Origin of the sequence: Enterococcus sp. DIV0800 (assembly GCF_050559735.1) — a bacterium.
Classification (GTDB): Bacteria; Bacillota; Bacilli; order Lactobacillales; family Enterococcaceae; genus Enterococcus_A; species Enterococcus_A devriesei.
Genome location: NZ_CP187898.1, coordinates 1,713,000 through 1,739,398, shown reverse-complemented (window position 1 = coordinate 1,739,398; position 26,399 = coordinate 1,713,000). Strand labels below are relative to the sequence as shown.

Sequence of the window (26,399 nt, the reverse complement as noted above, 5' to 3'; positions counted from 1 at the left end):
GATGACGACAATTATTGAGACGAAGGATTTAGTAAAAAATTATGGGACGAAATCAGTTTTACAATCTATTAATCTGAGTGTTCAAGCTGGAGAAGTTGTAGCACTTTTAGGACCGTCTGGTAGTGGCAAAAGCACTTTGCTGCGTTGTTTGAATGGCCTGGAATCAACTACTTCTGGCACAATCTTATTTAATGGGCAATTGGTTAAACAGACTGAAAAAAGCTGGCAACAACTACGACCAAAAATTGGGATGGTTTTTCAAAGTTACGACCTTTTTCCTAATCAAACTGTTCTAGAAAATGTGACAATCGGTCCTGTAAAAGTTCAAAAACGGGCTAAGAAGGAAGTTCAACTACAAGCGATAGAATGGTTGACGCGCGTCGGCCTAAAAGAACAGATTGATAGTTATCCCCGTGAATTATCAGGTGGACAAAAACAGCGGGTCGCGATTGTGCGCAGTTTGTGTATGAATCCTGAATTGATGCTTTTTGATGAAGTAACAGCCTCCTTAGATCCAGAAAATGTTCGTGAAGTTTTGGAAGTCATTTTAGAATTGGCGAAGACAGATAAAACACTATTGATTGTTACTCATGAAATGGAGTTTGCACGGCTAGTTAGTGATCGCATCATTTTTATGGCGGAGGGTCAAATTGTAGAAGAAGGAGCTACAAAACAATTTTTTGAAGCACCAGAAACAGAACGAGCGTATCAATTTTTGCGAAGTTTAGACTTCGCAAATCTATAATAAAAAAAGAGAGTGGGAAATAAAATGAAAAAAATATGGGTAGGCATTTTAGCAATCTTAGCAATTGGTTTAGCAGCAAGTTTTACACCGAAGACAGTCCATGCTGAGAGTAATCCATCGTCGGTCAGTGCCATCAAAAAACGTGGGACTTTGAAAGTAGCCGTCTTTGGCGATTTATCGCCATACGGATACTTGGATTCCAAGGGCAACAATCAAGGATATGATATTTATTTAGCTAAACGATTAGCCAAAGACCTATTAGGTGATGAAACTAAAATTCAATTTACCGTCGTCAACGCCGAAGAACGAGTAGACGCGCTAAAATCTAATAAAGTGGATTTAGTTTTAGCAAACTTTACCAAAACACCTGAGCGTAAACGAATCGTTGACTTCGCTTCACCTTATATGAAAGTTGGTATTGGCGTTGTATCACCAAAAAATGCAGAGATAACTAAAGCGAAACAATTGAATGATAAGAAATTGATTGTAACTAAAGGAACAACTGCTGAAACATATTTTACGAAGAAATATCCAGATGTTAATTTAGAAAAATATGAATCTAAAAGTCAACAATTTCAAGCGTTAACCGATGGACGTGCACAAGCTTTAGCTGATGACAATACCTATCTCTATGCTTGGACTAAGGAGAATCCAGATTATACAGTGGGAATCAAAGAAGTCGGGGAAGTGTCAACCATCAACCCAGGTATTAAAAAAGGGAATAAGTCACTTTTAAAATGGGTGAATAAAGATATCAAAAAATTGAACAAGGAAGGTTTCTTTGAAAAAGCTTATAATGAAACCTTGAAACCATTCTTTGGCGAGGATATTAAACCAAGTGATGTAATAATTACTAAAATCAACTAAAAGGAACTCGAGCACGTGGCTGCAATGCCCCAAAAAGTTAGACAAAAAATCTAACTTCCGGGGTCACTACAGATTAGAAAAACTATTGCTCAAGTTCTTTTTAGTTTCAAATCAAGCCTTTAGGAGAACCACAATGACCATTTGTTGGACATGTGTAGCTTGTAAAAAAGATGAATAAATACCAAAATACTAGTATGTACTCTAGGAAAGAATGTCGCCAAAAAACTGGTAGAAAAGATGATTTCTACCAGTAAAAGTTTATGATGCTATTAATATAGAACAATTTGCTACTCTACTGGACAAAGAAATAAATTGTTATTAAAAAATAATGTTGGTAGTTTTTTTAAGCCCAATCACCATTTCTAAAAATGGGTACTTTAGAGCCATCTTTACGAATCCCGTCAATATCCATTTGATTAGAACCGACCATGAAGTCGACATGGGTCTGGCTGCTGTTTAAGCCGGCAGCGGCTAACTCGGTTTTCGTCATTTCCGTCCCGCCTTCGACGCTGAAGGGATAGGCTGCACCAAGCGCCAAATGATTTGAAGCATTTTCATCAAACAAGGTATTGAAGAAAGTGATCCCTGATTGTGAAATCGGTGAAGGATCTGGTACAAGAGCGACTTCGCCTAGATGTTTGGCCCCTTCGTCAATGTCTAATAAAGAAGCTAAGACATCCGCGCCGTCCTTAGCAGAAAATTCCACGACTTCGCCGTCTTTGAAGGTGAATTTCATTTCGTTAAGCGTTGTTCCCGCATAACTTAGTGGTTTGGTGCTAGTGATATAGCCGTCCACTCGATTGCGATCCGGAGCGGTGAAGACTTCTTCAGTTGGCATATTGGCCATAAATTCGTTACCATCTGCCGCAAAACTGCCAGCACCTTCCCAGACATGATTTTCTGGTAAGCCGATCGTGAGATCTGTTCCTGGCGCTGTGTAATGCAACACCGAAAATTGTTCCTTATTCAAGCGCTCGGCTTGCTTGCGCATCGCTGCGTCGTGTTCTTCCCAAGCTGCAACGGGATCCTCGGCGTAGATTCGTGTGGTTTTAAAAATCTCATCCCAAAGTGTATCTACTTGTTCTTCACTTGAAGAAAGATCGGGAAAAACTTTGCTGGCCCAAGCTGGACTAGCTGCCGCAACCACGGTCCAACGCAATTTATTGGATTGTGTCGCTTCCATGACGGCTTGTAGGGCTTTTCCTCGTGCGGCTTGAAAGGCTGCGACACGATTTGTGTCCACACCTAATAATGCATCGGGATTTTGTGAAACGATACTGATCCGGGTCACGCGTTTTTCCGCAAACACGTTGGCTTCATCGACTTTATAAGCCGGCACTTCCATAATCCGATCTTCTGCCGCATGACTTAAAAATGCTCGTTGAACGGTGTCATCGTTCCATTGTAGGATCACTTCTGCAGCACCAAGTTGATAGGCTTCTTTTGTTACTAGTCGGGCAAGCTCAGCTTGTTCCACACTGGCATAAACAACAACCGTATCATCTTTTTGAATATTCACGCCAATCTTTGTAATTAAATGGGCGTATTTTTTTAACAATGTTTCAAAATTAGGTAACGTCATTTCAACCCCTCCATTTCGTTAGAACTATCATAGCATTTCTTACGTTTTCTCAAAAGAAAGAGTCTCCAAGGAATAAAATGTTTCCTTCTTTGACAACGAAGGTTAGTTAATAAAAAAGGATGAGCAACAACGAGCTCATCCCCAAATAGTATTTTACGAAGCTGCATCGGCGATTTTTTTCGCGAAGGCTTCTAAGTTTTCAATGTCTTCTTCTTCAGCTGCCATCTCGACTTTTACACTATCCGCTCCGCGAGTCGCGCCGATTTTTTCGAAGACGGCGTCAAAGTCATCGACGGATTTGCAGTATTGATCGTAGAAGGTATCGCCAGAACCGCAGACCCCAAAGATTTTTCCAGTAAGGTCCAGTTCTTTTAGGTCCTCATAAAAGTCTTCGATCTCGTCTGGCAAATCGCCTTCACCATAAGTATAGGTTGCAACGACACAAATATCAGCGTCTTCAAAATCCTCCGCTTCGACTTGTGTGCATTCGTCGATTTCTACATCAATATTTAAATTTTCAAAAGCTTCGGCCACGATGTCGGCGATCTCTTCGGTATTTCCCGTCATGCTGGCATAAACGATTTTTGCTACTGTCAAAAAAATTCCTCCTTGCTTTATGTCCATGTATTATTTTTTCTGATAGAAAAAATAGTTTGGTCTTTGTCCCGTGTCTCATCCAATGAAACCCACTTTTTTCTCCATTCCAGGAAGAATCAAATTGCTTTCGGAATTTGATTGGGGAGAAGATGAGATGAAATCCGTAACTTTAAGCCAAATTTATGGTCATTATATCAAAATAGAAATCAAAAGGAAATGACTGCTCTCTAACCATTTGTTCGCTTTATAGGGTTATGTTAAAATAAACAAGATGAAAAAAGGATGTTGGTCTAGTTTTTACCCTGTTCCTAACAGGAAGGAAAGTAAAAATTAACCTGAATGGACAATCGGTGAATGACATAAATCATTCCGAAAAGAAACATCCACCTCATTTTTTCACCAGAAAAAATGACTACATTTAAGGAGACGAGAACATGATTACATTAAAATCACCCCGTGAAATCGAAATGATGGACGAGTCTGGCGAATTATTAGCAGACGTACATCGCCATTTACGTGATTTTATTAAACCTGGTGTGACCAGTATGGAGATTGAAAAATTTGTCAAAGACTTTATTGAAAGTCACGGTGGAATTGCCGCACAAATCGGTTTTGAAGGCTACGAATACGCGACTTGCTGCAGCATCAACGACGAAATTTGTCACGGGTTTCCCCGCAAGAAACCATTGAAAAAGGGCGATTTGATTAAGGTCGATATGTGTGTGGAATATAAAGGTGCGATGTCTGATTCTTGCTGGTCTTATGCGGTGGGAGAGGTTTCACCTGAAATTGAACGTTTAATGGAAGTTACCAAAAAATCGTTGTATCTAGGGATTGAACAAGCACAAGTAGGAAACCGAATCGGAGATATCGGTCATGCGATCCAAACCTATGCTGAAGGCGAAGGCTTTTCAGTTGTTCGTGATTTTGTCGGACATGGCATTGGACCAACGATTCATGAAGAGCCAGCAATTCCTCATTACGGAGTAGCAGGTAAAGGGTTACGTTTAAGAGAAGGCATGGTTATCACCATCGAACCGATGATTAATACCGGCGTTTGGCAAATGAAGATGGACCCTAATGGCTGGACAGCTTACACCAAAGATGGTGGTTGGAGTGCACAATACGAACACACTTTAGCAATTACTAAAGAAGGTCCGAAAATTTTGACTTCACAAGGTGAAGAAGGAACTTATTAGGACGACGAGGATGTTATGGGACCAATAGATAAGATTAAAGAAAATAAGAAACTAATGGATTTTATCCAATCGATCCAAAAACATTTGGCAGAAACAGAAATAGGCGACCGCTCCGTGGTAGTTGCCTATTATTTGTTGCTGTCCTTTTTCCCGATACTAATTATTGTTGGAAATTTACTGCCGTATTTTAATGTTACCCCAGAGACGGTCTTGCCATATTTAAGTGAAGCAATCCCACCGAATGTTTTTAGTTTTCTAAAGCCGGCGATTACAGGGCTGCTGGAAAATACTTCGGGAGGAATGCTATCAATCTCGGTCTTGGCCGCATTATGGTCATCGAGTCGCGGCATCAATGCCCTCCAAACGGCGTTAAATAGAGCGTATGGTGTGGAGGACCGCGGGAATTTTGTGATTAGCCGGATCGTTTCGGTGGGGATCGTCGGTGTGTTGATGATGGCGATTATTGCTGTCGCTTTATTTTTCAGTGCGGGACAAGTGATCTTAGACGCTTTGCAGCAATTACTGAATTTTTCACCGGGTATTATCGATACCTTTTTGACATTGCGTTGGCCAGTTACTTTAATTGGATTATTGGTTATTTTAGGCGGTTTGTATGTCGTAATTCCAAATGCACATGTCCGGATCAAATATGCACTTCCAGGGACGATTTTTGCCACAGTTGGCTGGATTGTTCTGGCTCAAGGTTTTAGCTTATACGCGCAAACGTTTGCTCAACGAGTTTCTGGTTATCAAATCATCGGAAGTTTTATCGTCTTGATGTTCTGGCTGAATTTTGCTGCGACGATTATTATTTTAGGTGGCGTATTGAATGTGACCTTAGAAGAATATCGAACAGGTGAAGAAGTGGTGGAAGGTTCTAACCGAGTCAATAAATGGTTTAATAAACTGAAAACACGCGTTATCAAAAAAAGAAAGAAAAAATAAGTTCAAGCTTTTTTGTAAGTTTCAGATAGAACCTTGTATTGAAGCTGCAATCCGTTATAATAATTTTTAGAAAAAAGGCAGGTGGCAGTATGTTAGTATCCTTCGGGCTGATTATTAAGTACGTTTTAACGTTTTTGATCGCGTTGATCTTAACCCCGATTTTTAAAATTATTTCAGTCCAGACTGGACTAGTGGATAATCCCAATGCCCGCCGAATGAATCAAGTGCCAATGCCTAGTGCTGGCGGCTTGCCTATTTTTATCACCTTCGCGATTTCTTCCCTTGTTTTATTTCGCGGTGTGATTCCTTTTGGCTACATCAGCAAAATTTTACTCGGTGGACTGGTCATCGTGATCACAGGATTATTGGATGACAAATTTGAGCTAACGCCACGACAAAAAAGTTTGGGGATTTTAATTGCTGCACTTATTATTTATTATTTTGCTGGAATCCGCTTTGACTTTTTTACGGCGCCTCTACTTGGCCGAATCAATCTTGAATGGTTGAGTTTGCCTGTGACAGTGTTTTGGATTTTCGGGATTACGAATGCGGTGAATTTAATCGATGGTCTCGATGGGCTGGCCTCTGGTGTTTCGATCATCGGGCTGACGACGATCGGAGTGATCGGTTATTTCTTCTTGCATTCTTCGCAAGTCTTTATTTCGTTAGCAATTTTTTGTTTAGTTGCAAGTATTTTAGGGTTCTTTCCATATAATTTCCATCCTGCCAAGATTTATCTGGGGGATACAGGGGCTTTGTTTTTAGGCTTTATGATTGCAGTCTTAACGCTGCAAGGGTTGAAAAATGTTACTTTTATCTCATTGATCACACCTTTGATCATTCTAGGAGTGCCGGTAACGGATACCTTTTTTGCAATGGTCAGAAGAAAAGCCAAGAATATGCCAATCTCTGTTGCGGATAAACAGCACTTGCATCATCGTCTGTTAAACTTAGGTTTTACCCATCGTGGTGCAGTTTTGACCATTTATGGAATTGCGATCTTATTCTCCTTTGTAGCACTGCTATTGAACTATACTAGTCGGTTTGGAACGATCGTGTTGATTGTTGCAATGGTCTTCGCCTTTGCCTTTTTGCTAGAGCTGATCGGTTTAATTAGTGAAAAATATAGTTTTATTACTAAGAGCTTCCGCTTTTTCGGAAACAAAGAATACCGTAACCAAGTACTACACAAATATTTTAAGAAATGAGTGTTGACGTCCTTTATGAGTAATGAAAAGAATGATGTGACTGTCAGCATCGTGACCCATAATAGTGATAAGATTTTTATGAGCTTGGATGCCCTGATAAAGACAATTGATGATGCTTCAGCAATCCAAATTAAAATTTTTGATAATGCTTCTGAAGCAGATTATCGAGAACGCTTAGAAAAATATCTAGCCTATTCTTTTGTGACAATCACCTTTTATCCAGAAAATAAAGGCTTTGGCTTTGGCCACAATGCCAATCTGTTAGCTGCTGAAGGTTATGGAATTGTTTTTAACCCGGATATTATTTTGTCTGAGAATCATTTAAACAAAATGGTTGATCATCTAGCCCAGCATACAGACTGCGGATTATTGGCACCGAAAATCTTAAACGAAGATGGGACGACCCAATATTTGATTCGTAACCATTTAGATGTCTTTGATTATATGTTGCGGTTTATTCCCTTTAAGTTTGTCAAAAAGAGCTTTCAAAAGCGATTAGCGACCTTTGAATGCCGTGATTTGCCAGATAATCAGGATAGCTATGTGCGGATGATCTCCGGCAGCTTCATGGTGGTTGATCTAGCGAAGTTCAATCAGATCAAAGGCTTTGATGAGCGCTATTTTATGTATTTTGAGGACAATGATCTATGCCGTAAAATGGAAGCGGCAGGCTATAAGGCTCTGTACAGCCCGCAATTTTCCGTCGTTCATTTGTACGAACGAGGAGCGGTTAAGAGTCGCAAATTATTTTTTATTTTTTTACAGTCCATGGGAAAATATTTTCAAAAATGGGGCTGGGAATTTTTCTAAATCGGGAGGTAGGGTATGCACAAGCAGTCCGCAATGCGGGTTTCCGTTTGTATGGCGACATACAATGGACGCCACTTTATTGAAGAACAACTGAACAGCATATTCCGACAGCTTTCTACTAATGATGAGTTGATTATTTCCGACGACCATTCAACTGATGGGACGTGGGAATTTTTATTAGACTTGCAAAAAACTGATACTAGAATCAAGCTTTTTCAAAACCAAGGACAGGGCTTGATCGGTAATTTTGCCAACGCTATTCAGCAAAGTAGCAACCCGATTATTTTTTTAAGTGATCAAGATGATGTTTGGCAGCTGGATAAAGTTGAAAAGACCTTGCCGCTTTTTGAAAATCCAACAACCCAAGTGGTCGTTTCCGACTTGATCATTGTAGACAACGATTTTGAAGTGCTGGTGCCGTCTTATCAAGCGATGCGTAAAACGCACGCCGGCTTTTGGCATAATCTTTTAAAGAGCAGCTACATTGGAGCGGGGATGGCCTTTCGTTCAGACTTAAAAACGACGATTTTACCGATTCCACCGGATGTGCCGATGCATGATATGTGGATCGGCTTGTTGGCGGATTATCATCAAGGCGTGGTCTTTATTCCTGATCAATTAGTTTATTATCGCCGTCACGGCCTGAATGCTTCAGAGATTAAAACGACCGCCTCACGAATCCAACAATTTAAATGGCGCTGGAATGCAGTACGGTTGGTGAGAAAAAGAATAAAAGAAATCAAAAAAAAGTAGCAAAAGGATTCTTCTGTTACTGAACATCAGGTATAATGTGTTCGTGTGCATCTGAAAAGATGCTTTTGTATAAAGCAAGCTATTACATTTTTAACAAGGAGCGTAACCATGAAAGGAATTATTTTAGCTGGGGGCAGCGGCACTCGTTTGTACCCATTAACCAAAGCAACGTCGAAACAATTAATGCCAGTTTATGACAAACCGATGATCTATTACCCAATGTCAACCTTAATGTTAGCCGGAATCAATGAAATCTTGATCATCTCAACACCACAAGACACACCGAGATTTGAAAATCTATTTGGTGATGGTCATGAATTAGGTATCCACATAGAATACGCGGTTCAAGCAAGCCCCGATGGATTGGCGCAAGCCTTTATCATTGGTGAAGAATTTATCGGCGACGATAGCGTTTGCTTAGTTTTAGGCGATAATATTTATTATGGCGACGGCTTATCGCGGATGCTGCAACGGGCGGCTAAGAAAACCGAAGGCGCGACTGTCTTTGGCTATCACGTCAACGACCCAGAACGTTTCGGCGTTGTAGAATTTGACGAAGAGATGCGGGCTGTTTCTATTGAAGAAAAACCCGAACAACCAAAATCACATTACGCTGTAACAGGTTTGTATTTCTATGACAATGAAGTTGTAGAGATCGCGAAAAATATTCAACCTTCTGAACGTGGGGAATTAGAGATCACCGACGTAAACAAAGAATATTTGAAACGCAATAAATTATCTGTTGAAGTCATGAGTCGTGGCTTTGCTTGGTTAGATACAGGCACCCATGAATCATTATTAGAAGCATCGACCTTTATCTCGACAATCGAAAAACGTCAAAACTTGAAAGTCGCTTGTTTAGAAGAAATTTCTTATCGGATGGGCTATATTACTAAAGAACAATTAGTTGAATTGGCACAACCGTTGAAGAAAAATCAATACGGACAATACTTATTACGTTTAGCAGAAGAGGATTAGAATGGGAAAAATTAAAGTAACAGAAACCAAGCTTAAAGATGTAAAAATTATCGAACCCGCTGTATTTGGTGATCATCGCGGCTTTTTTACGGAAAGCTTTTCAGTAGAAGACTTTAAAGCAGCTGGCATTGATTTTGATTTTATTCAAGACAATCATTCACTTTCGACGCAACCAGGTGTACTTCGGGGCTTACATTTTCAAAAAGGAAAATCAGCCCAAACAAAATTAATTCGAGTAGTCACAGGCGCCGTACTTGATGTGATCGTGGATATTCGAAAAGGTAGCCCAACTTATGGTGAGTGGGAAGGCTACATCTTGTCAGAACACAATCATCGTCAATTACTTGTTCCTCGTGGTTATGCTCATGGTTTTGTGACCTTGACACCGGATGTGAACTTCATGTATAAATGCGACAATTATTATGACGCTGAAGCTGATGGAGGCATCTCATTTGCCGATCCAGATTTAGCGATTGATTGGCCGATTGACATTGAAAAAGCCATTACTTCAGAAAAAGACGCGAAACAACCAACCTTGAAAGAATTTGAAGCTGAAAATCCTTTCGTATATGGTGAGATTTAAGGAGAGAATTAGATGAAAAATATTATCGTAACTGGCGGAGCAGGCTTTATCGGGTCAAACTTCGTTCATTATGTTGTCAATAATCATCCAGAGATCCACGTGACAGTCTTAGACAAATTAACTTACGCTGGTAACAAAGAAAATCTTGCTGGATTACCTGAAGATCGAGTGGAATTAGTCGTCGGAGATATCGCTGATGCAGAGTTAGTCGAGCGTTTAGTCCAAAAGACGGATGCAGTTGTACATTACGCAGCAGAATCTCATAATGATAATTCATTGAAAGATCCATTCCCATTTGTGCAAACCAATATTATTGGAACCTATACATTGATTGAAGCGTGCCGTAAAAACAACGTCCGCTACCACCATGTATCGACCGATGAAGTTTATGGTGATCTTCCGCTACGAGAAGATTTGCCTGGACATGGCGAAGGTGAAGGCGAAAAATTCACAGCCGAAACGCCTTACAACCCTTCAAGCCCTTATTCATCAACAAAGGCTGGTTCAGATTTGTTAGTCAAAGCGTGGGTCCGTTCATTCGGCTTACAAGCAACGATCTCAAACTGCTCCAACAATTACGGACCATATCAACATATCGAAAAATTTATTCCTCGCCAAATCACGAATATTCTAAGTGGTATTCGACCAAAACTTTATGGCGATGGCAAAAATGTGCGTGACTGGATCCATACGAATGATCATTCTTCTGCTGTTTGGGCAATTTTGACTAAAGGTAGAATCGGCGAAACCTATTTAATCGGAGCCGATGGCGAAGAAGACAATAAGACCGTAATGGAGATTATCTTAGAAGAGATGGGCCAACCAAAAGACGCATACGATCACGTGAAGGATCGTGCCGGACACGACCTGCGTTATGCTATCGATTCAACCAAGCTTCGTGAAGAACTAGGCTGGACTCCGGAGTTCACCAACTTCCGCGCAGGCATGAAAGATACGATCAAATGGTATAGCGAACACAAAGATTGGTGGCGTGCAGAAAAAGAAGCAGTTGAAACCAATTACGCCAAAAACGGCCAATAATCCAAACTAAATCAGGCAGGTCTAACCTGCCTTTTTTGCCAGTTTTGCTTCATGCCTAGCGTCACTAGAAAAATAATACGCGAACTGAAGCTAAAAATAGGTTCAGTTATTAGCGCAAGGATACAAACTTTATATAGAAGTAAGGAGTAGATTTAGATGATCTTAATTACAGGTGGTCACGGACAATTAGGTACAGAGCTGCGTCATTTGCTGGATGAAAAGAAAATCGAGTATGTTTCAACCGATGCGGATGAATTAGATATTACCGACAAAGAAGGCACATATAAATTCATCACCGATATGAAGCCGGATATCATTTATCATTGTGCAGCCTACACCGCCGTTGATAAAGCGGAGGATGAAGGCAAAGCGTTAGATGAAAAAATTAATGTCGATGGCACACGAAATGTGGCTGAAGCAGCCAAAGCAGCAGGCTCAACATTGATTTATATCAGTACGGACTATGTCTTTGATGGTACTAAAAAAGAAGGGATGTATCGGGTCGATGACGCTACCAACCCGTTAAGTGAGTATGGCCGGACCAAGCTTTTAGGCGAAAAAGCCGTACAAGAAATTATGGAGGATTATTATATCATCCGTACTTCCTGGGTCTTTGGTATTTATGGGCATAACTTCATTTATACCATGCAAAATTTGGCGAAGACGCACGATCGTCTAACCGTTGTGAACGATCAATTTGGTCGTCCAACTTGGACACGGACATTGGCAGAATTCATGACGTATGTGATCGAAGAAAAAGCACCATTCGGCGTTTATCATTTGTCCAATGAAAATAGCTGCTCATGGTATGAGTTTGCCAAAGAAATTTTGAAAGATACAGATGTAGAGGTAGCACCGGTGACATCGGCAGAATATCCGCAAAAAGCCACCCGTCCTCAATATTCAATCATGGACTTAGAAAAAGCCAAAGCGCTAGGCTTTGAGATACCAACCTGGCAAGAAGCTTTAGCAAGCTTTCTTGAACTAGAAGCGAAACAATAAGAAAGCTCGAGGTGAGAGGTATGTTTAAAATGGTCGTAGTACTTTACAATATGACATTCTCTGAATCGTCAACGATTATAAGCTTGAATAAACTTCTTGCCTCAGCAGCTTTTCCTGAGATACGAGAAGTTTTAATTTTTGACAATAGTCAAAAAGCAAGTGAGCCAAAAGGTTTAGACCAACGTTTCACGTATTATCACAGCAAAGAAAATGTTGGCTTGGCCAGAGCATATAATCGAGCGCTGGAAGAAAATAGGGAAGAGATAGCTTGGCTGGTTACCTTAGACCAAGATACCACGCTGACTGGTGATTATTTAAACGAACTAATTTCTTATTCCACCAAAGTTTCCGACTCGACCGTAGCGATTGCACCGATCATAAAAGATCATGACCAGCAGATTTCACCGGTTCGCAGTGATACTCTGCGGCCGTTACATAGTGCATTACCTCAAGGCAACCAAACATATTCCAGTGATATCATGGTGATTAATTCAGCAACTGCTGTGCGTACAGACTTCTTAAAAAAAATCGGCGGCTACAATTTAGCGTTTCCACTGGACTATTTGGATCATTGGCTAAGCTGGCGGATTTTTGCAGAAGGAAAAGAGATAAGGATTTTAAAAGTAGAACTTCAGCATGAGCTATCGGTGCTTAATTATGCAGAACACATGAATTTTTTTCGCTATCAGACAATCTTGCAAGCAGAAAAATATTATTATTCTTTATATGCAACAAATTTATTTTTCAAATATCGTCAGCAATTATTCCTTCGCGGGGCGAAACAATTAGTGACTGGAAAATTTAGATATGGAATTTTAACTTTCAAATTTTTGTTTTAAGTTATGAAAGAAGTGGGACGCTGATAAATATTTAAAGATATCTGTAAGAAGCAAGAGACGCCCGTTAAGATTTTCGGAGGCTCCTTGCTTTTCTTTTTTAATTTATGTAAAATTGGAATGTTGATTTACGGGAAACTAAATAGTGAATGATAGAAGGTTTTTGGCTCATATGAAATCTAATTATTATCTAAAGCGAATCAATATCAATGACTTTAAGATGAATGCTTTTCGTTTTTTTGAGAAAAGAAAGCAAAATAAATTGTATACTAAATGGAAAATGGAAATTGATAATGAGGTATCCTCTAAAAAAGTATATACATACAATCCATTAGTATCTATTATTGTTCCAGTCTTTAACGTTGAAAGTAAACTATTAATTGAATGCATCGAATCAGTAATTAACCAGAACTATTCTAATTGGGAATTGTGTATCGCAGACGATGCTTCGACGTTAAAGAGTGTTAAAGAGATACTAAGTTTTTATCAAAAAAAAGATTCAAGAATTAATGTTGTTTACAGAAAAAAAAACGGGCATATCTGTCAAGCAACAAACTCAGCTTTGGAAGTTGCCAAAGGTGAATTTATCGCTTTTTTGGATAATGATGATTTTTTAGCAACTAATGCCTTATCATCAATAGTAGAAGCCTTAAATATTAAAAAAACATATGACTTTCTTTATACTGATGAGGATAAATTTTGCAAAAATAAATTCTTTGAACCAGCTTTTAAACCAGATTGGTCACCACAACTATTTTTATCGACTAATTATACTTCACATTTTAGTGTATTTAGAAAGAAAATTGTTGATCAAATTGGTGGATTAAAGGATGATTACATTGGAGCTCAAGATTATGACTTCGTTTTAAGATTCACCGAAAAAATTAGTTCAGCGGATATTTGTCATATTCCCAAAGTATTATACCATTGGAGAGTTACACCGCATTCTACGGCAAGTACACCTAATGCTAAAGGTTATGCCAATGAGGCAGGCAAAAGAGCTTTGCAGTCCGCTTTAAATAGAAGAGGTATAAAGGGAAATGTTAAACAGGGTTTCGCACCTGGTTTTTATGAAATCGATTATTTAAAGGTCAAAGAAACTAGCGTGACTGTAATCTATGTAATAAAGAGTAGTGATATGGAATTAAACGATATTTTAAAAAAAGTAGAGTCGCTTTGTGATGAAAATGTTGTTGAAATTTTTCTGGTTTTTTCACAAAAAAGTAATGGACAGTTTAAAAATATAGAAAAGCTATCAACTAAAAATAGCTCGATTAAGATAAATATACTTCATTTTGAAAGTGAGAACTTGCTAAGTCTTTACAATAGAGCTGCTAAGGAAGCTATCGGGGATATACTTCTTTTCTCTAATAACTTTATTGAGTTTCCTAAAAAAAAATGGATAGACGTTGGAACTAGGATGCTTTATTTAGATAGTGTGGGTAGCGCCAGTGGAACCATCATTGATGGAAAAAATAATGTATTAGCTTCTGGTTGGCACATAAATGCCCATAATAAACTAGTTCCATTTTACAAAAAAAGCAAAAGCTATTCGAAAGGCTATTTTGGACGATTAAAGATTCCTACAAATGTTTCAGTTGGAGAGAAAAATATTTTTATTATGAAGAAAAATGTGTACGACTCTATTGGGGGATTTGATGAAAAAATGTCCGAAACAGATAGTGTAGTTAAATTTTTTCTAGATATTATAAATCTAGGATATGAGAATATTAGGGTTCCAAGTTGTCATTTTGTTTCAAATAAAAAAAGTGATTATACTGAAAAAGGAATTGAAGATATTACTTCAGTTTTAAATAATGAAAACCAATATTTTGAAGATCCGTTCATAAATAATGAATTTACTTTAAAAATTTAAATGATCAAATTTGAAATATCTGATAAAAATAAGTTGAATAAGCTTATATAAAGAATGGTGAAACAAGGAGAATAGTATGATTTCAAAAATTAAATTAGTGGTGAAAGAATTTTTTACAATGTTTAGTGATATAGTCAAAAACAGAGGGCTTTTAAGACAGTTTGCAAGGAATGATTTTCAAGCAAGGTATGCCGGTAACTTTTTAGGCATTGTCTGGGGATTTCTTAACCCAATCGTGACAGTATTTACTTATTGGTTCATTTTTGCTGTAGGATTTAAAGCAGCAATGACAGATGGTAAATATCCTTTTGTTGCTTTCTTGATCACTGGCTTGGTTCCATGGCTATATTTTCAAGATGTCTTGATGGGTGCGACAAACGTTTTTAGAGAATATAGTTACCTAGTGAAAAAAGTTGTTTTTAATATTAAAATTTTGCCCACAGTCAAGTTATTTTCAAATTTATTTCTTCATTTCTTCTTCTGTGCTGTTGCGGTAATTCTTTGTGCCCTGTATGGTTTTTATCCAACAATTTATTTAGTACAAATAATTTACTACATGTTTTGTCTAATGGTTTTTTTAACTGCTTTAACTTGGATAACTGCAAGTATCCAACCATTTGTTCCAGATATTTCACAGTTTATCGCAGTAATTATGCAGGCATTGATGTGGGCAACCCCAGTTCTATATAGTATCAATCAATTTTCGGGTTATCCTAAAATAGTCTTCATATTGAAATTGAATCCTCTCTACTACGTTGTAACTGGTTATCGTGATTCGATTTTTGGTACAGCTTGGTTCTGGGAACATCCATCAGGGACAATTTATTTTTGGGCTGTTACATTAATTCTATCTTTCATTGGAATAATTATCTTTAGAAAATTACGTCCTCACTTCTCTGATGTTTTGTAAAGTTCAATAGAGATTTAAATGAGTAAAGACTTTAAGGAGAGAAAAATGTTAAATAAAGATCATCAAGTCATGAAATTAGAACATATAACTAAAACATACCAGATGTATAAAAAATCGAGCGATCGATTGAGAGAAGCGTTAAACCCGCTTAAGCGTCAATACCATGATACCTTTTATGCTTTAGATGATGTGAATATTGAAGTAAATGAGGGAGAGATGGTAGGATTTATTGGTGAAAATGGGTCTGGTAAATCTACGCTATTAAAAATAATCACAGGTGTGCTTACTCCGAGTGTTGGAACTGTAAAGATCGATGGAAAAATATCAGCAATTTTGGAGTTGGGTAGTGGTTTCAACGTTGAATATACTGGCTATGAAAATATATTTTTGAATGGTATGGTATTAGGCTTTTCGAAAGAAATTATGGAAGAAAAACTTGATGATATAATCAAGTTTGCAGATATTGGTGAGCATTTATATCAACCAGTAAAAACCTATTCTAGCGGCATGCTGGTACGTTTAGGATTTGCAATTGCTGTAACTGTTGATCCAGATATATTAATTGTTGATGAGGCCTTAGCAGTTGGAGATACGGAATTTCAATTGAAGTGTATGGAAAAATTCACTGAATTCCGTCAAAAGGGAAAAACAATTCTATTTGTTTCACATGATATTCACGCAGTTCGCAGATTCTGTGATCGTGTTTATTGGCTCCAAAAAGGCAAAGTGGTTGAACAGGGAGATACTTTACCAGTTACAGAAAAGTATGATAATTATTTGAAACGTAAAGCGGCCATTTCACTGGGGCATAGTATTGATGAAGAAGTTTCTACATCTGTAGATTACGTATCGAAAATTGTAACATTGGATCAAGCTAGACTATATAATTCCAAGCATGAAAACACAGACGAGATACAAAGAGACGAATTTTGCTATGTACGAGTTGATTATACAGTAGTGGATGATAGCATTAAGGATCCTGTTTTAGGAGTTGCGATTCGAACAGTAAATAACGATTATATTATGGGACCAAATACTCGATATGAAGGAGTTTCAATTCCTTGGAAAAAAGGGAAAAATACCTTCTATATACAGTATGACAAGATGTTTTTAGGAAACGGTGAATATTATTTTGATGTTGCACTGTTTGAACAAAATGCACAGGTTCCTTTCATATATAAATCTAAAGCAATTAAAATGTTTGTTGTCGGAAAATATGATGTTGAAGGACTTGTTGGATTACCACATCGATGGACGGATCATATCGACCAATAAAATATCCAATAAAATTAGGAGATTATTATAATATGCAAAGCAAATTCAGTGATATTAGAAGAAAATCTAAAAGAGTAATTGATGAGCAAGGGTTTAGCCGGTTTGTTAAAATTTCTGCTAGACATGTTTATCGGAAAGCTTTTCCAATCCCAATTCAAGAGAAAAATTTAGCATTGGATATTTTGTTTATTAATGGTACAACTTTGCCTCACCCTGAACGGTATCGTGTTGATCATCAAATTGAACAGCTTTCCTCTAATGGGATGACAGCAGATAAAGTTTACTATGAAAATTTGACTTTAGACATGTTAAAATATTATCGAGGTTTTGTTTTTTTCAGATGCCCAGTTACGGATACAGTTAAAGAGTTCATTAGTAAAGCGAAAAAGATGAATAAGACTTGTTTTTTCGATATTGATGACCTAGTTATAGATAAAAAATATACGGATACAATAAAGTTTGTTGCAGAGATGGACGAACAAGATAAAGCTCACTATGATGATGGTGTATCGAGGATGAATGAAACTTTATCATTGAGTGATTATGGTATTGTAACAACTGAACGATTAAAGTCTGAGTTATCAAATTATGGACTTAAAGAAGTTTATATTAATAGAAATACTGCTAGTGATGAAATGATAAGGGCATCTTTAGATGCTCTAAACAAAGTTGAAAAAGATCCAGAAAAATTTGTAATTGGCTATTTCAGTGGTAGCATCACTCACAATGAAGATTTCGAATCAATACAACAATCAATTATAGATTTAATGAGTGCATATCCACAAGTTTATTTAAAAGTAGTAGGACTATTGAGTATTCCGGATGAATTGAAACAATACAAGGATAGAATTATTACTGTTCCATTTATGGATTGGCGTAAAATGCCTTTAGAATTATCTTCTTGTGATGTTAACATAGCACCACTAGTAGATAGTATTTTTAATGAAGCAAAATCTGAGAATAAATGGATTGAAGCTTCATTAGTAAAGGTTGTTACTGTAGCAAGTAATATAGGTGCTTTTAAGAAAATTATAGAAAATCAAAGAACGGGGTTGCTAGTTAATAATTCTGATGATTGGTTTTTAACAATTAAATCACTAATTGAAGATCAAGATCTAAAACATAGCATTGCCGAAGCGGCATTTAACGAAGTAATCGATAAACATACTACAATTTCAAGTGGATATGGATTATCTAATTTTATTGAGGAACGTTTAGCTCCTAGTATAGCCTTTGTTTTACCAACCTCTGATATAAGTGGCGGTGTCAATGTAGTTTTGAAGCATGCGGATATATTACTAAAAAATGGTTATGACGTGACTATAATAGATTTAGTAAATGCAGAAAATGCAACTACTAGTCGAGATATTAGTGATAGGTATAATGTTTTAGCACCTTATAAAGATAATGTATTAATGTTTTTTGATAATATGGTTGCCACCTTGTGGTCTACGTTACCCTCTTATATTAATAGCTATCCCAATAAAAAACGTGTAAGCTACTTTGTTCAAAATTTTGAAACAGGGTTCATGGAATATGGCGATGCAGGAAGAAAAATGGCAAATTCAACTTATGCGGCGTATCAGGATGTTAACTATATGACTATGTCTCTTTGGTGTCAAAAATGGTTAAAGGAAAAGTTTGGAAAAAATTCTCAATACGCTTCTAACGGAATTGATATTCAGAACTTTAATTACACTGAGAGAAATTTATCGGGAAGAAAAATTAAAATTTTAATTGAAGGAGATAGTAAGGACCATTATAAAAAAGTCGATGAGTCTTTTAAAGTTGTAGAACAACTTGATTTTGATAAATATGAGATTTCTTATTTATCTTATCGCAGTAAACCAAAAGATTGGTATCATGTAGATTATTTCTATAACAAAATTTCCCCTGAAAAAGTCGGAGAAATATATGCGAATCATGACATTTTAATCAAATCAAGTTTACTTGAAAGTTTTTCTTACCCCCCATTAGAAATGATGGCAACTGGAGGTGTTCCTGTAGTTGTTCCGAATGATGGGAACGCAGAATATATAGTTGATAAAGAGAATTGTCTAACATACCCTTCTGGGAATATTAGCAAAGCTGTTGAATTAATAGAAGAATTAACTGAGAATGATACTTTATTTAAAAAAATATCAATAGGTGGAAGAAAAACTGCCGAAAGTTATACTTGGGATAAAAAAGAAGAAGCCATTTTAGCGCTATATCCTATAGAAAAAAAAAAAAAGATAGATTAGGAATAGCTGTAAATTGCGACAATGCTTTTTCTGAGAAAGGAATCAATTCCTCTTTGAATCAACATGATGTTTATAAAAAATGGGTTTTAAAACATTATCCAGATTCTATTGAAAGGTTAGAACAACAACATCAATCAGAAATTATAGATAATCCACATCTTATTTCTGTGGTTATTCCGATTCATAATCCTAATCCTAAGAATCTTATCGAGGCTGTTGAATCAATTTTAGGACAGACATATCCGTACTTTGAGCTTATTTTAGTAAATGATTCATCCACTAGTGAAGTGTCAAACCTCTTAAACAAGCTTAGTATTTTATCTAATAAGATAAAAGTAATTAATTTTTCTCAAAGACTTGGTTTTAGCTCGGCAATAAAAAGTGGAATTGAAATGTCTGAAGGAGAGTTCTTAACTGTTCTAGAACAAGATGATTTATTTTGGCCAAATGCATTTTATGAATTCGTACAAGTACTTCATAAAAAACCGGATATAAAATTTATTTATTGTGATGAAGATAAAGTTTTAAATGAAGAAAGATTCAATCATTTTGATCCATTTTTTAAACCAGATTGGAATCCGGATTTCTTATTATCAACAAATTATATTGAACATGGATTTTTATGTAAGAAGGATTTATTGAAGAATTATGAAATACACAAAAATTATGAATATGAAGCTGAAAAGTGGGCATTTAACTTATGGATTAGTAGACATTTTGATAGAGAATCAATCTATCATATTGAGAAAGTCTTGTATAGTTGGAGAGTTGCCAATAGTGGGATTGACAGAACTCTTTTCAATACCGAAAGTCTACTAATTCAGCAGAAAGAATTATTAATTGAGCATATGGAGATGTTAGGAAATCACAAAGACGATATCTTAGTTACTCCTAAAATTTATGCACCTAGTGTGTATGATGTGCATTTGGTCGTAAAAGATAAGCCTTTAGTATCTATTGTAATCCCAAATAAAAATCAGTATGAGATACTGAAGCGTTGTGTAGATTCTTTATATTCTAGGACAAAATATAAGAATTTTGAAGTAATAATTGTCGATACTGGAAGTAGAGATTCAAAAATACTTTCTTGGTATAATATTGCAAAAGAGAGATATACTAATTTTCAAGTTTATAAATATGAGGAAAGTATATTTAATTATTCTAATTCATGTAATTTTGGTGCTGCTAAGGCAAAGGGTAGTTTTTTAGTCATGTTAAATAATGATACCGAAATAATACAAGATAACTGGCTAGAAATAATGCTAGGAGCGGCCCAGCAGAAACAAGTGGGCTGTGTCGGAGTTCAATTATGGTACCCAGGGCATAGGGCTTTGCAACATACAGGGATTGCTACAGGAGTTAATGGTGTAGCAACTAATCTTATGAATGGAATGCTAGGTGTAGATATTACAACTAATGTTCAAAAATACTACACTAATTTTTCGCATACTATTACGGCTGTTACAGCTGCGTGCATGATGATTAAAACAAGTATTTTTAATGAAGTTTCTGGGTTTGATTCAAACTTTAGAGTGACTTTCAATGATGTTGATTTATGTCTTAAAGTAATAGAAAAAGGTTATAGAAATATTTATTTGTCTGATGTTGAATTAATACATCATGAATCCATATCAGTTGGACATGTTAATGAAGAACATAGAGAGAAAAATGAGTTTAAAGAATCAGAAAAACTATTTAATTGTCGTTGGGCATCCTATATTGAAAAGGATCCTAATTTTAATGAGAATTTTTCAAAAGTTACTTCAAAATTTGAGATACCTAATGATTACTAAGTGGATATGGTCAGATAAATATGTTTCATCTATATTCTTTTTAATTATTACAAGAGACATATTATAGGGGTGAGGTTTGATTGGAGAACATTATAAATTCAAGAGGAACAAGGTATCAATGGTACTGGAAAAGTGAAAATATTTTTTTAATTTTAGCTACTATTTTTATTGGCGTAATGATAATTATTATGCCGCTAAATCGTGTGCCTGATGAAAGTACACATGCGGTTAATGCATGGAGAACAGTTTATTCTGATCAAAAAAACTCTTTTGACTGGGGAACGGCAGTTAAACAAGACAAAAAAGTTGATGAAGGTGAATACAAAAAAATATTTCACAGCAAGGTAGATTTGAGTAAAGAAAAATTTGATTTAGCGATTAGTAAAGGTAAAATACAATATACTCCTCAAATTTTAGGAATGCTATTAGGAAAATTTATTTACCCTTCTGTTGGCGTAATTATGACCTTTGGAAGATTACTGAACTCCCTCTTCTATATATTATCAATCTATTTCATTGTTAAGTATATGAAATATGGGAAACGAGTTTTGGTCTTTACTTCTCTTTTGCCTATTTCGATTCAGCAAGCGGCATCTTTGTCTTATGATGTGTTCAATTTCGTTGCTGTTGCTTTTTTCTTTGCAGTACTGAGTAATTTGACTATAAATAAAAGGTTAAATTTGAAAAATACTCTTACTCTACTATTTTCAATTATTGGTTTATATCTAACGAAATTAAACAATCTTTCTATGTTAATTCTTTTGCCTTTTATAGGTTTGAAACTTTCAAACAACTTCCCCAAAATAAACGAAAAAATTACGTTATTCTATGAATATTGTAGAAAAAGGAAATATAGAGTTCTTTTGCCTATTGTGCTAGTAATTTTTTTTGCAGCTACTATTTTTTTTAGAAGTAAAGGTGGAATTACACATTTTGTTCAAATAATTTTGAATAGCCTTTTCAATAATTCTGTTAATCAGGCGTTAAATCCATTAGTAAGTGCCGGAATATTTGGCTTTATTGGAAACTTCCACATGCAGTTTCCCTTGTGGCTATTTTTTATAGATATTTCCGTTCTAACTGTTTTAATGATTGGAGCATATGATGAGGAGGAATTTGGATGGCAATTTGAAAAAGGTTATGTTCTAACATCATCCATGATGTTTCCTCTTCAAATGCTGTTAGTAATTGGAGGAATGTATTTTTCTTGGACAAAAACAATTTTAGGAGAAAATGCTCAATATTCAACAGGAACACAGGGCCGATATTTTACGCCTTTTTTAATCTATTTTACGCCTCTATTTGTCTCATTTAATCATGCTATTCAAGGAAAAATAAACAATAAACTTATGAATAAGGTTCTGTGTGGTACGCTGATTGCAAATTTCATAATTACTGTATATCTCATATTAATCGTGTATTGGTATCCTGATTATCAAACTAATTGGCTTATTGAATTTATGAAATCCTTTAATTAATATTGATTGTTTAAAATAGTTATTCTAAAAATTACTTATTACATTTGTTTTCAATTGATTATATGAGCGCGTTGATAATTTGGAATTCTTTAAGTATTTCAATAATTTTTTTTACATGCTAGAATGTATATTATTAGTATTATTGGATGTATTAGTTTTTATGGTAAATATATCAAAAAAGTAAGGAGGATTTGTTAAGATGAAGAGAGTTATAACATATGGGACTTTTGACTTATTGCATTATGGACATATAAATTTATTACGGCGTGCAAAAGAGTATGGGGATTACTTGATAGTAGCCTTATCTACTGATGAATTTAATTGGAATGAAAAACAAAAAAAGTGCTATTTCTCTTACGAAAAAAGAAAGCATCTATTGGAAGCAATTAGGTACGTTGACTTAGTAATTCCTGAAAATGGATGGGAGCAAAAAGTTTCAGATATTAAGGATTACCATGTTGACACCTTTGTTATGGGTGACGATTGGCTGGGAAAATTTGATTTTGTAGCAGAAGAAACTGATGCGGAAGTTGTCTATTTGGCTCGAACCCCTGAAGTTTCATCGTCTCAAATTAAAGAGGATTTGAGAATGAAAAAGGAAAAAGATTAGTTTTTAGGTTATTAATGCATTTATAAGATTTAGAAGGTTATTTTCCATACGATTAACTGCTTTCTTAACAGAATAGCGAATCTTTGACAATTTATATGGCTAAAAATTAGTTTTTTTTTTAGAGACAGAGTTACTGAATGGTGTTGGATAAAATTCCATGTAGGATAACGCCTATACTTAGCAGAATGAAAATAAAAAAGATCAATTACAATAGATTTTCTGTAATACTGAAAAAAGTATCATTGAAAAAGTTAAACAATTTAACACATCTAGGTGTGACCAAGAGAGTGTTTTTTTGATATTCGCTAAATCGTATCGGCGGAGATATTTCTGAATAAAATTATAAAAAGTCTGCTGTGTATACCTAACACAGCAGACTTTTTATAGCGTCCTGGAAAGCGTTTTTTTATGGAAGGTTAAGCTATATTTAGTGGGTAACTTCTGCTAAAATAAATTATTCGATGTTTTAAGTTAGAGGAGGGTATTAATGAAATTTAGAAAAACATTATTTTTGTCATTGTTAATTGGGGGAATGACCATTTTTTCGGCAGGTGTAAAAGCTGTAGAAAATGTGAGTGATTCATCGGTGAATTTGAAAGATTCAGCAACACAACAATTAGAAACAACTACCGGCTCAATATTTGGATCAGCAACGATTTCATCTGTCACTGCGGAATCTGAACCAGTGAATAATCCCGCAAGTACTAAAAATAATGAAGCAAGCACTGAAAGCTCAGATTCGTCTGATCAACCAATCGAATTGCCGCAATTTGGAGAATCTGATTATGGTACGTACACTGTACCTCAGAATCGTTCCGATTTAGGGGGGGTTCAACATAGACAAGCAAGGACTGCATCCTCTATTCCATCTGTTGTTGCAACGAATAATAATACGCCCAGTAAAAGTTTTGTGGACATCTCTTCACACAACGGCACTCTTTCTGTCAATGATTTTCTCAACATGAAAAAATATGGCGTTACTGGTGTTGTCGTGAAGCTTACAGAATATACTACTTATATCAATAAGGAAGCTGCTTTACAAATAAAGAATGCCAAAGCTGCTGGATTAAAAGTCTCGGCCTACCATTATAGTTGGTTTAAAACGGATGATCAGGCACGAACCGAGGCTGACTATTTTGCCAACGCTGCTCGTTCATTTGGCTTAGATAATTCGACTATCATGGTGAATGACATTGAAGAACCAACCATTCATGGTAAAGGAAATCATACTGCAAATTCTATCGCTTTTGAAAATAGATTAAAGCAGCTTGGCTTTCAAAACGTTCGTCACTATTCTTCATACAGTTGGTTTAGTTCAGGCTCTTTGAATCAACAAGCACTCGATCAAAAGAAAATTTGGGTTGCAGCCTATCCTTTGACGATACCCAATAAAAATTTATACACTCAATATGGCTCTTGGCAGTGGAACTCTCGCTTAAGATTCCCAGAAATAGCCAATAAAGAATTTGATATTTCCGCTGATTATACTGGTTCCTTTACTCAGCCTAATAGTAATAATGCATTATTATCTTATTCAAGTCATGTTGAAAATATCGGTTGGATGAATTCTGTTTCAGATAATTCGATCTCTGGTACAGTCGGTGAGGCGAAAAGGGTAGAAGCGTTAACATTATCACTTACGAATAAAGTGTCAGGGAATATCGAATATCGATCACATCTTGCTGGAGTTGGTTGGGAAACGAGTTGGAAAAAGAATGGTGAAATATCCGGAACTACTGGGCAAAAGAGACGAGTCGAAGCCCTACAAGTCAAACTTTCCGGAGAAGCTGCAAATAAATATGATGTTTATTATCGTGCACATTCAGAAAATTTTGGCTGGTTGAATTGGGCTAGAAATGGTGAATCTGCTGGATCAGAAGGTTTCGGCTATCGTTTAGAAGCTATTCAGATTCAATTAGTACCTAAAGGACAAGCGGCTCCAACAGGACAAGGAAAAAAATTTATTAAATATCAAAACGCGAATATTCAATATCAAACCGATGTTCAAGGTGAGGGATGGACAACAGTAGTAGGCGACAATCAAGTCTCTGGAACTGTAGGCAGGAAGCTCAGAATTGAAGCTGTGAAAATTAAGCTTACAAATAATCCTCTTGCTTTTTCAGGAAATATCGAGTATCAAACACACATTCAAGGAATTGGTTGGCAAAACTGGAAAAGTAATTATGGATTATCCGGAACAGAAGGTAGAGGTTTAAGAACCGAAGCGATTAGGATTCGATTAACTGGTGAATTAGCTATGCATTATTATGTTTATTATCGAGTTCATTCAGAATCTTACGGTTGGCTCGGATGGACAAAAAATGGTGCAATAGCTGGAACAACTGGAAAAAGCAAACGAATGGAAGCAATACAAGTGCTTCTGGTTCGAAAAAATGGAGTTGGCCCAGTTACAATCTCGAGAGCATCAATTAATTAAGTTACGAAGGTTATAGGGATAGAAACTGAATTAAATAAGGATTGCAGAGTTTAAGGATTGGGGCTTTGCATTTTTTTTGCGTAACTATAAAAAATATTATTAGGTGAATTAATCATTAAGATTGTAATGGTCGATTAATTTAAATGTAAATAATCAATAGTCCAGTATCTATATTCCACCTTAGCTTATACTCGATTTATCAAGTGAAACGGAGGTGTTTTTGAAGTCCATAGATAAGATCATTTCTATTCAGATACACAATCAATCAAAAGCGGACCGTAATTAGATAAAAAACAGCACCACAAAATATCCTTACAAATTAATAAGAAAAATGGTCCGAAATCCTGATCTATAATTGTGTGAATAGCTATATTTTCTCATTATTCTTAAGAAGTTATTTCCTGATTTCACAATAATGAAGTATATAGTTATTTTGTCAGTAAAACCGATCTTTATTAAAGAATCGATGGATTGGCGATAATTATTCGGCAAGAATATCGATAAGGACAAGAAGGATACGCAGTATGGGTAATTTAACACTGAAAAGCTTAGCATGCATACAATTGGGTGTTATCTTCATTTAGAAAAGAGAGACTGTGCTATATCAAAATAATCTTTATCTGATTTAAAA

The 26,399-nt window shown here is 36.1% G+C and carries 22 protein-coding genes; 20 read left to right on the top strand and 2 right to left on the bottom strand.

From position 1 onward, the window contains the following. Position 1: 1 nt before the first annotated feature. Entirely contained in the window at positions 2-745 is a 744-nt protein-coding gene (locus IGI54_RS08470) for an amino acid ABC transporter ATP-binding protein (RefSeq protein WP_420842047.1), read from the top strand. A gap of 24 nt (positions 746-769) precedes the next feature. Continuing rightward, positions 770-1,612 carry a transporter substrate-binding domain-containing protein gene (locus IGI54_RS08465; protein ID WP_430620443.1) on the top strand — a complete coding sequence of 281 codons (843 nt, stop codon included), beginning with the start codon at positions 770-772 and terminating at the stop codon, positions 1,610-1,612. Positions 1,613-1,955: 343 nt separating this feature from the next. On the opposite strand, the gene IGI54_RS08460 is transcribed toward IGI54_RS08465, so the two are convergent. Both IGI54_RS08460 and IGI54_RS08455 read right to left on the bottom strand, forming a co-directional pair. Next, positions 1,956-3,194 carry an aminopeptidase gene (locus IGI54_RS08460; RefSeq protein ID WP_430620442.1) on the bottom strand — a complete coding sequence of 413 codons (1,239 nt, stop codon included), beginning with the start codon at positions 3,192-3,194 and terminating at the stop codon, positions 1,956-1,958. Positions 3,195-3,347: 153 nt separating this feature from the next. Continuing rightward, positions 3,348-3,791, bottom strand: coding sequence for a flavodoxin (locus tag IGI54_RS08455; RefSeq protein ID WP_071860891.1), 444 nt, complete (start codon positions 3,789-3,791; stop codon positions 3,348-3,350). Positions 3,792-4,225: 434 nt separating this feature from the next. On the opposite strand from IGI54_RS08455, the gene map reads away from it, so the two are divergent. The 18 genes from map (at position 4,226) to IGI54_RS08365 (ending at position 25,768) form a co-directional block, all read left to right on the top strand. Further along, the gene (gene map / locus IGI54_RS08450) at positions 4,226-4,990 is read left to right on the top strand and encodes a type I methionyl aminopeptidase (RefSeq protein ID WP_430620441.1); all 765 of its coding nucleotides are present in this window, start codon (positions 4,226-4,228) and stop codon (positions 4,988-4,990) included. A gap of 15 nt (positions 4,991-5,005) precedes the next feature. After that, positions 5,006-5,935 (top strand): YihY/virulence factor BrkB family protein, encoded by a 930-nt coding sequence (locus tag IGI54_RS08445; protein WP_071860893.1) that lies wholly within the window; start codon positions 5,006-5,008, stop codon positions 5,933-5,935. An 89-nt stretch (positions 5,936-6,024) separates the two neighbouring features. Beyond that, positions 6,025-7,143, top strand: a complete 1,119-nt coding sequence (locus IGI54_RS08440) for a glycosyltransferase family 4 protein (protein ID WP_216428475.1) — start codon at positions 6,025-6,027, stop codon at positions 7,141-7,143. Between the two features lie 15 nt (positions 7,144-7,158). Continuing rightward, positions 7,159-7,953, top strand: a complete 795-nt coding sequence (locus tag IGI54_RS08435; RefSeq protein ID WP_430620440.1) for a glycosyltransferase — start codon at positions 7,159-7,161, stop codon at positions 7,951-7,953. 15 nt (positions 7,954-7,968) lie between these two features. Continuing rightward, positions 7,969-8,706 carry a glycosyltransferase gene (locus tag IGI54_RS08430; protein ID WP_430620439.1) on the top strand — a complete coding sequence of 246 codons (738 nt, stop codon included), beginning with the start codon at positions 7,969-7,971 and terminating at the stop codon, positions 8,704-8,706. A 108-nt stretch (positions 8,707-8,814) separates the two neighbouring features. Then, complete coding sequence (gene rfbA / locus IGI54_RS08425) at positions 8,815-9,684, top strand: glucose-1-phosphate thymidylyltransferase RfbA (RefSeq protein ID WP_071860897.1); 870 nt, start codon at positions 8,815-8,817, stop codon at positions 9,682-9,684. A gap of 10 nt (positions 9,685-9,694) precedes the next feature. Continuing rightward, positions 9,695-10,267, top strand: coding sequence for a dTDP-4-dehydrorhamnose 3,5-epimerase (rfbC, locus tag IGI54_RS08420; RefSeq protein WP_430621492.1), 573 nt, complete (start codon positions 9,695-9,697; stop codon positions 10,265-10,267). A 12-nt stretch (positions 10,268-10,279) separates the two neighbouring features. After that, positions 10,280-11,308 (top strand): dTDP-glucose 4,6-dehydratase, encoded by a 1,029-nt coding sequence (rfbB, locus tag IGI54_RS08415; RefSeq protein WP_430620438.1) that lies wholly within the window; start codon positions 10,280-10,282, stop codon positions 11,306-11,308. Between the two features lie 156 nt (positions 11,309-11,464). Continuing rightward, positions 11,465-12,310, top strand: coding sequence for a dTDP-4-dehydrorhamnose reductase (gene rfbD / locus IGI54_RS08410; protein WP_315306617.1), 846 nt, complete (start codon positions 11,465-11,467; stop codon positions 12,308-12,310). Between the two features lie 20 nt (positions 12,311-12,330). Further along, positions 12,331-13,149 carry a glycosyltransferase gene (locus IGI54_RS08405; protein ID WP_430620437.1) on the top strand — a complete coding sequence of 273 codons (819 nt, stop codon included), beginning with the start codon at positions 12,331-12,333 and terminating at the stop codon, positions 13,147-13,149. A 277-nt stretch (positions 13,150-13,426) separates the two neighbouring features. Next, positions 13,427-15,022 carry a glycosyltransferase family 2 protein gene (locus IGI54_RS08400; protein WP_430620436.1) on the top strand — a complete coding sequence of 532 codons (1,596 nt, stop codon included), beginning with the start codon at positions 13,427-13,429 and terminating at the stop codon, positions 15,020-15,022. Between the two features lie 97 nt (positions 15,023-15,119). Beyond that, positions 15,120-15,932, top strand: a complete 813-nt coding sequence (locus IGI54_RS08395) for an ABC transporter permease (protein ID WP_420842048.1) — start codon at positions 15,120-15,122, stop codon at positions 15,930-15,932. A 45-nt stretch (positions 15,933-15,977) separates the two neighbouring features. Continuing rightward, complete coding sequence (locus tag IGI54_RS08390) at positions 15,978-17,207, top strand: ABC transporter ATP-binding protein (protein ID WP_430620435.1); 1,230 nt, start codon at positions 15,978-15,980, stop codon at positions 17,205-17,207. Between the two features lie 32 nt (positions 17,208-17,239). Next, positions 17,240-19,450, top strand: a complete 2,211-nt coding sequence (locus IGI54_RS08385; protein ID WP_430620434.1) for a glycosyltransferase — start codon at positions 17,240-17,242, stop codon at positions 19,448-19,450. Between the two features lie 53 nt (positions 19,451-19,503). Beyond that, positions 19,504-21,243, top strand: coding sequence for a glycosyltransferase family 2 protein (locus tag IGI54_RS08380; RefSeq protein WP_430620433.1), 1,740 nt, complete (start codon positions 19,504-19,506; stop codon positions 21,241-21,243). 80 nt (positions 21,244-21,323) lie between these two features. Continuing rightward, entirely contained in the window at positions 21,324-22,721 is a 1,398-nt protein-coding gene (locus IGI54_RS08375) for a DUF2142 domain-containing protein (RefSeq protein ID WP_430620432.1), read from the top strand. 199 nt (positions 22,722-22,920) lie between these two features. Then, entirely contained in the window at positions 22,921-23,331 is a 411-nt protein-coding gene (gene tagD, locus IGI54_RS08370) for a glycerol-3-phosphate cytidylyltransferase (RefSeq protein ID WP_216428497.1), read from the top strand. Positions 23,332-23,818: 487 nt separating this feature from the next. Further along, entirely contained in the window at positions 23,819-25,768 is a 1,950-nt protein-coding gene (locus tag IGI54_RS08365) for a GH25 family lysozyme (protein WP_430620431.1), read from the top strand. Positions 25,769-26,399 lie beyond the last annotated feature (631 nt).

What these genes read in the sequence shown, in the direction of transcription:
- IGI54_RS08470 (WP_420842047.1), top strand. Translation starts at nt 2, where the DNA reads ATGACGACAATTATTGAGACGAAGGATTTAGTAAAAAATTATGGGACG.
- IGI54_RS08465 (WP_430620443.1), top strand. Translation starts at nt 770, where the DNA reads ATGAAAAAAATATGGGTAGGCATTTTAGCAATCTTAGCAATTGGTTTA.
- IGI54_RS08460 (WP_430620442.1), bottom strand. Translation starts at nt 3,194, where the DNA reads ATGACGTTACCTAATTTTGAAACATTGTTAAAAAAATACGCCCATTTA.
- map (WP_430620441.1), top strand. Translation starts at nt 4,226, where the DNA reads ATGATTACATTAAAATCACCCCGTGAAATCGAAATGATGGACGAGTCT.
- IGI54_RS08445 (WP_071860893.1), top strand. Translation starts at nt 5,006, where the DNA reads ATGGGACCAATAGATAAGATTAAAGAAAATAAGAAACTAATGGATTTT.
- IGI54_RS08440 (WP_216428475.1), top strand. Translation starts at nt 6,025, where the DNA reads ATGTTAGTATCCTTCGGGCTGATTATTAAGTACGTTTTAACGTTTTTG.
- IGI54_RS08435 (WP_430620440.1), top strand. Translation starts at nt 7,159, where the DNA reads ATGAGTAATGAAAAGAATGATGTGACTGTCAGCATCGTGACCCATAAT.
- IGI54_RS08430 (WP_430620439.1), top strand. Translation starts at nt 7,969, where the DNA reads ATGCACAAGCAGTCCGCAATGCGGGTTTCCGTTTGTATGGCGACATAC.
- rfbA (WP_071860897.1), top strand. Translation starts at nt 8,815, where the DNA reads ATGAAAGGAATTATTTTAGCTGGGGGCAGCGGCACTCGTTTGTACCCA.
- rfbB (WP_430620438.1), top strand. Translation starts at nt 10,280, where the DNA reads ATGAAAAATATTATCGTAACTGGCGGAGCAGGCTTTATCGGGTCAAAC.
- rfbD (WP_315306617.1), top strand. Translation starts at nt 11,465, where the DNA reads ATGATCTTAATTACAGGTGGTCACGGACAATTAGGTACAGAGCTGCGT.
- IGI54_RS08405 (WP_430620437.1), top strand. Translation starts at nt 12,331, where the DNA reads ATGTTTAAAATGGTCGTAGTACTTTACAATATGACATTCTCTGAATCG.
- IGI54_RS08400 (WP_430620436.1), top strand. Translation starts at nt 13,427, where the DNA reads ATGGAAATTGATAATGAGGTATCCTCTAAAAAAGTATATACATACAAT.
- IGI54_RS08390 (WP_430620435.1), top strand. Translation starts at nt 15,978, where the DNA reads ATGTTAAATAAAGATCATCAAGTCATGAAATTAGAACATATAACTAAA.
- IGI54_RS08385 (WP_430620434.1), top strand. Translation starts at nt 17,240, where the DNA reads ATGCAAAGCAAATTCAGTGATATTAGAAGAAAATCTAAAAGAGTAATT.
- tagD (WP_216428497.1), top strand. Translation starts at nt 22,921, where the DNA reads ATGAAGAGAGTTATAACATATGGGACTTTTGACTTATTGCATTATGGA.
- IGI54_RS08365 (WP_430620431.1), top strand. Translation starts at nt 23,819, where the DNA reads ATGAAATTTAGAAAAACATTATTTTTGTCATTGTTAATTGGGGGAATG.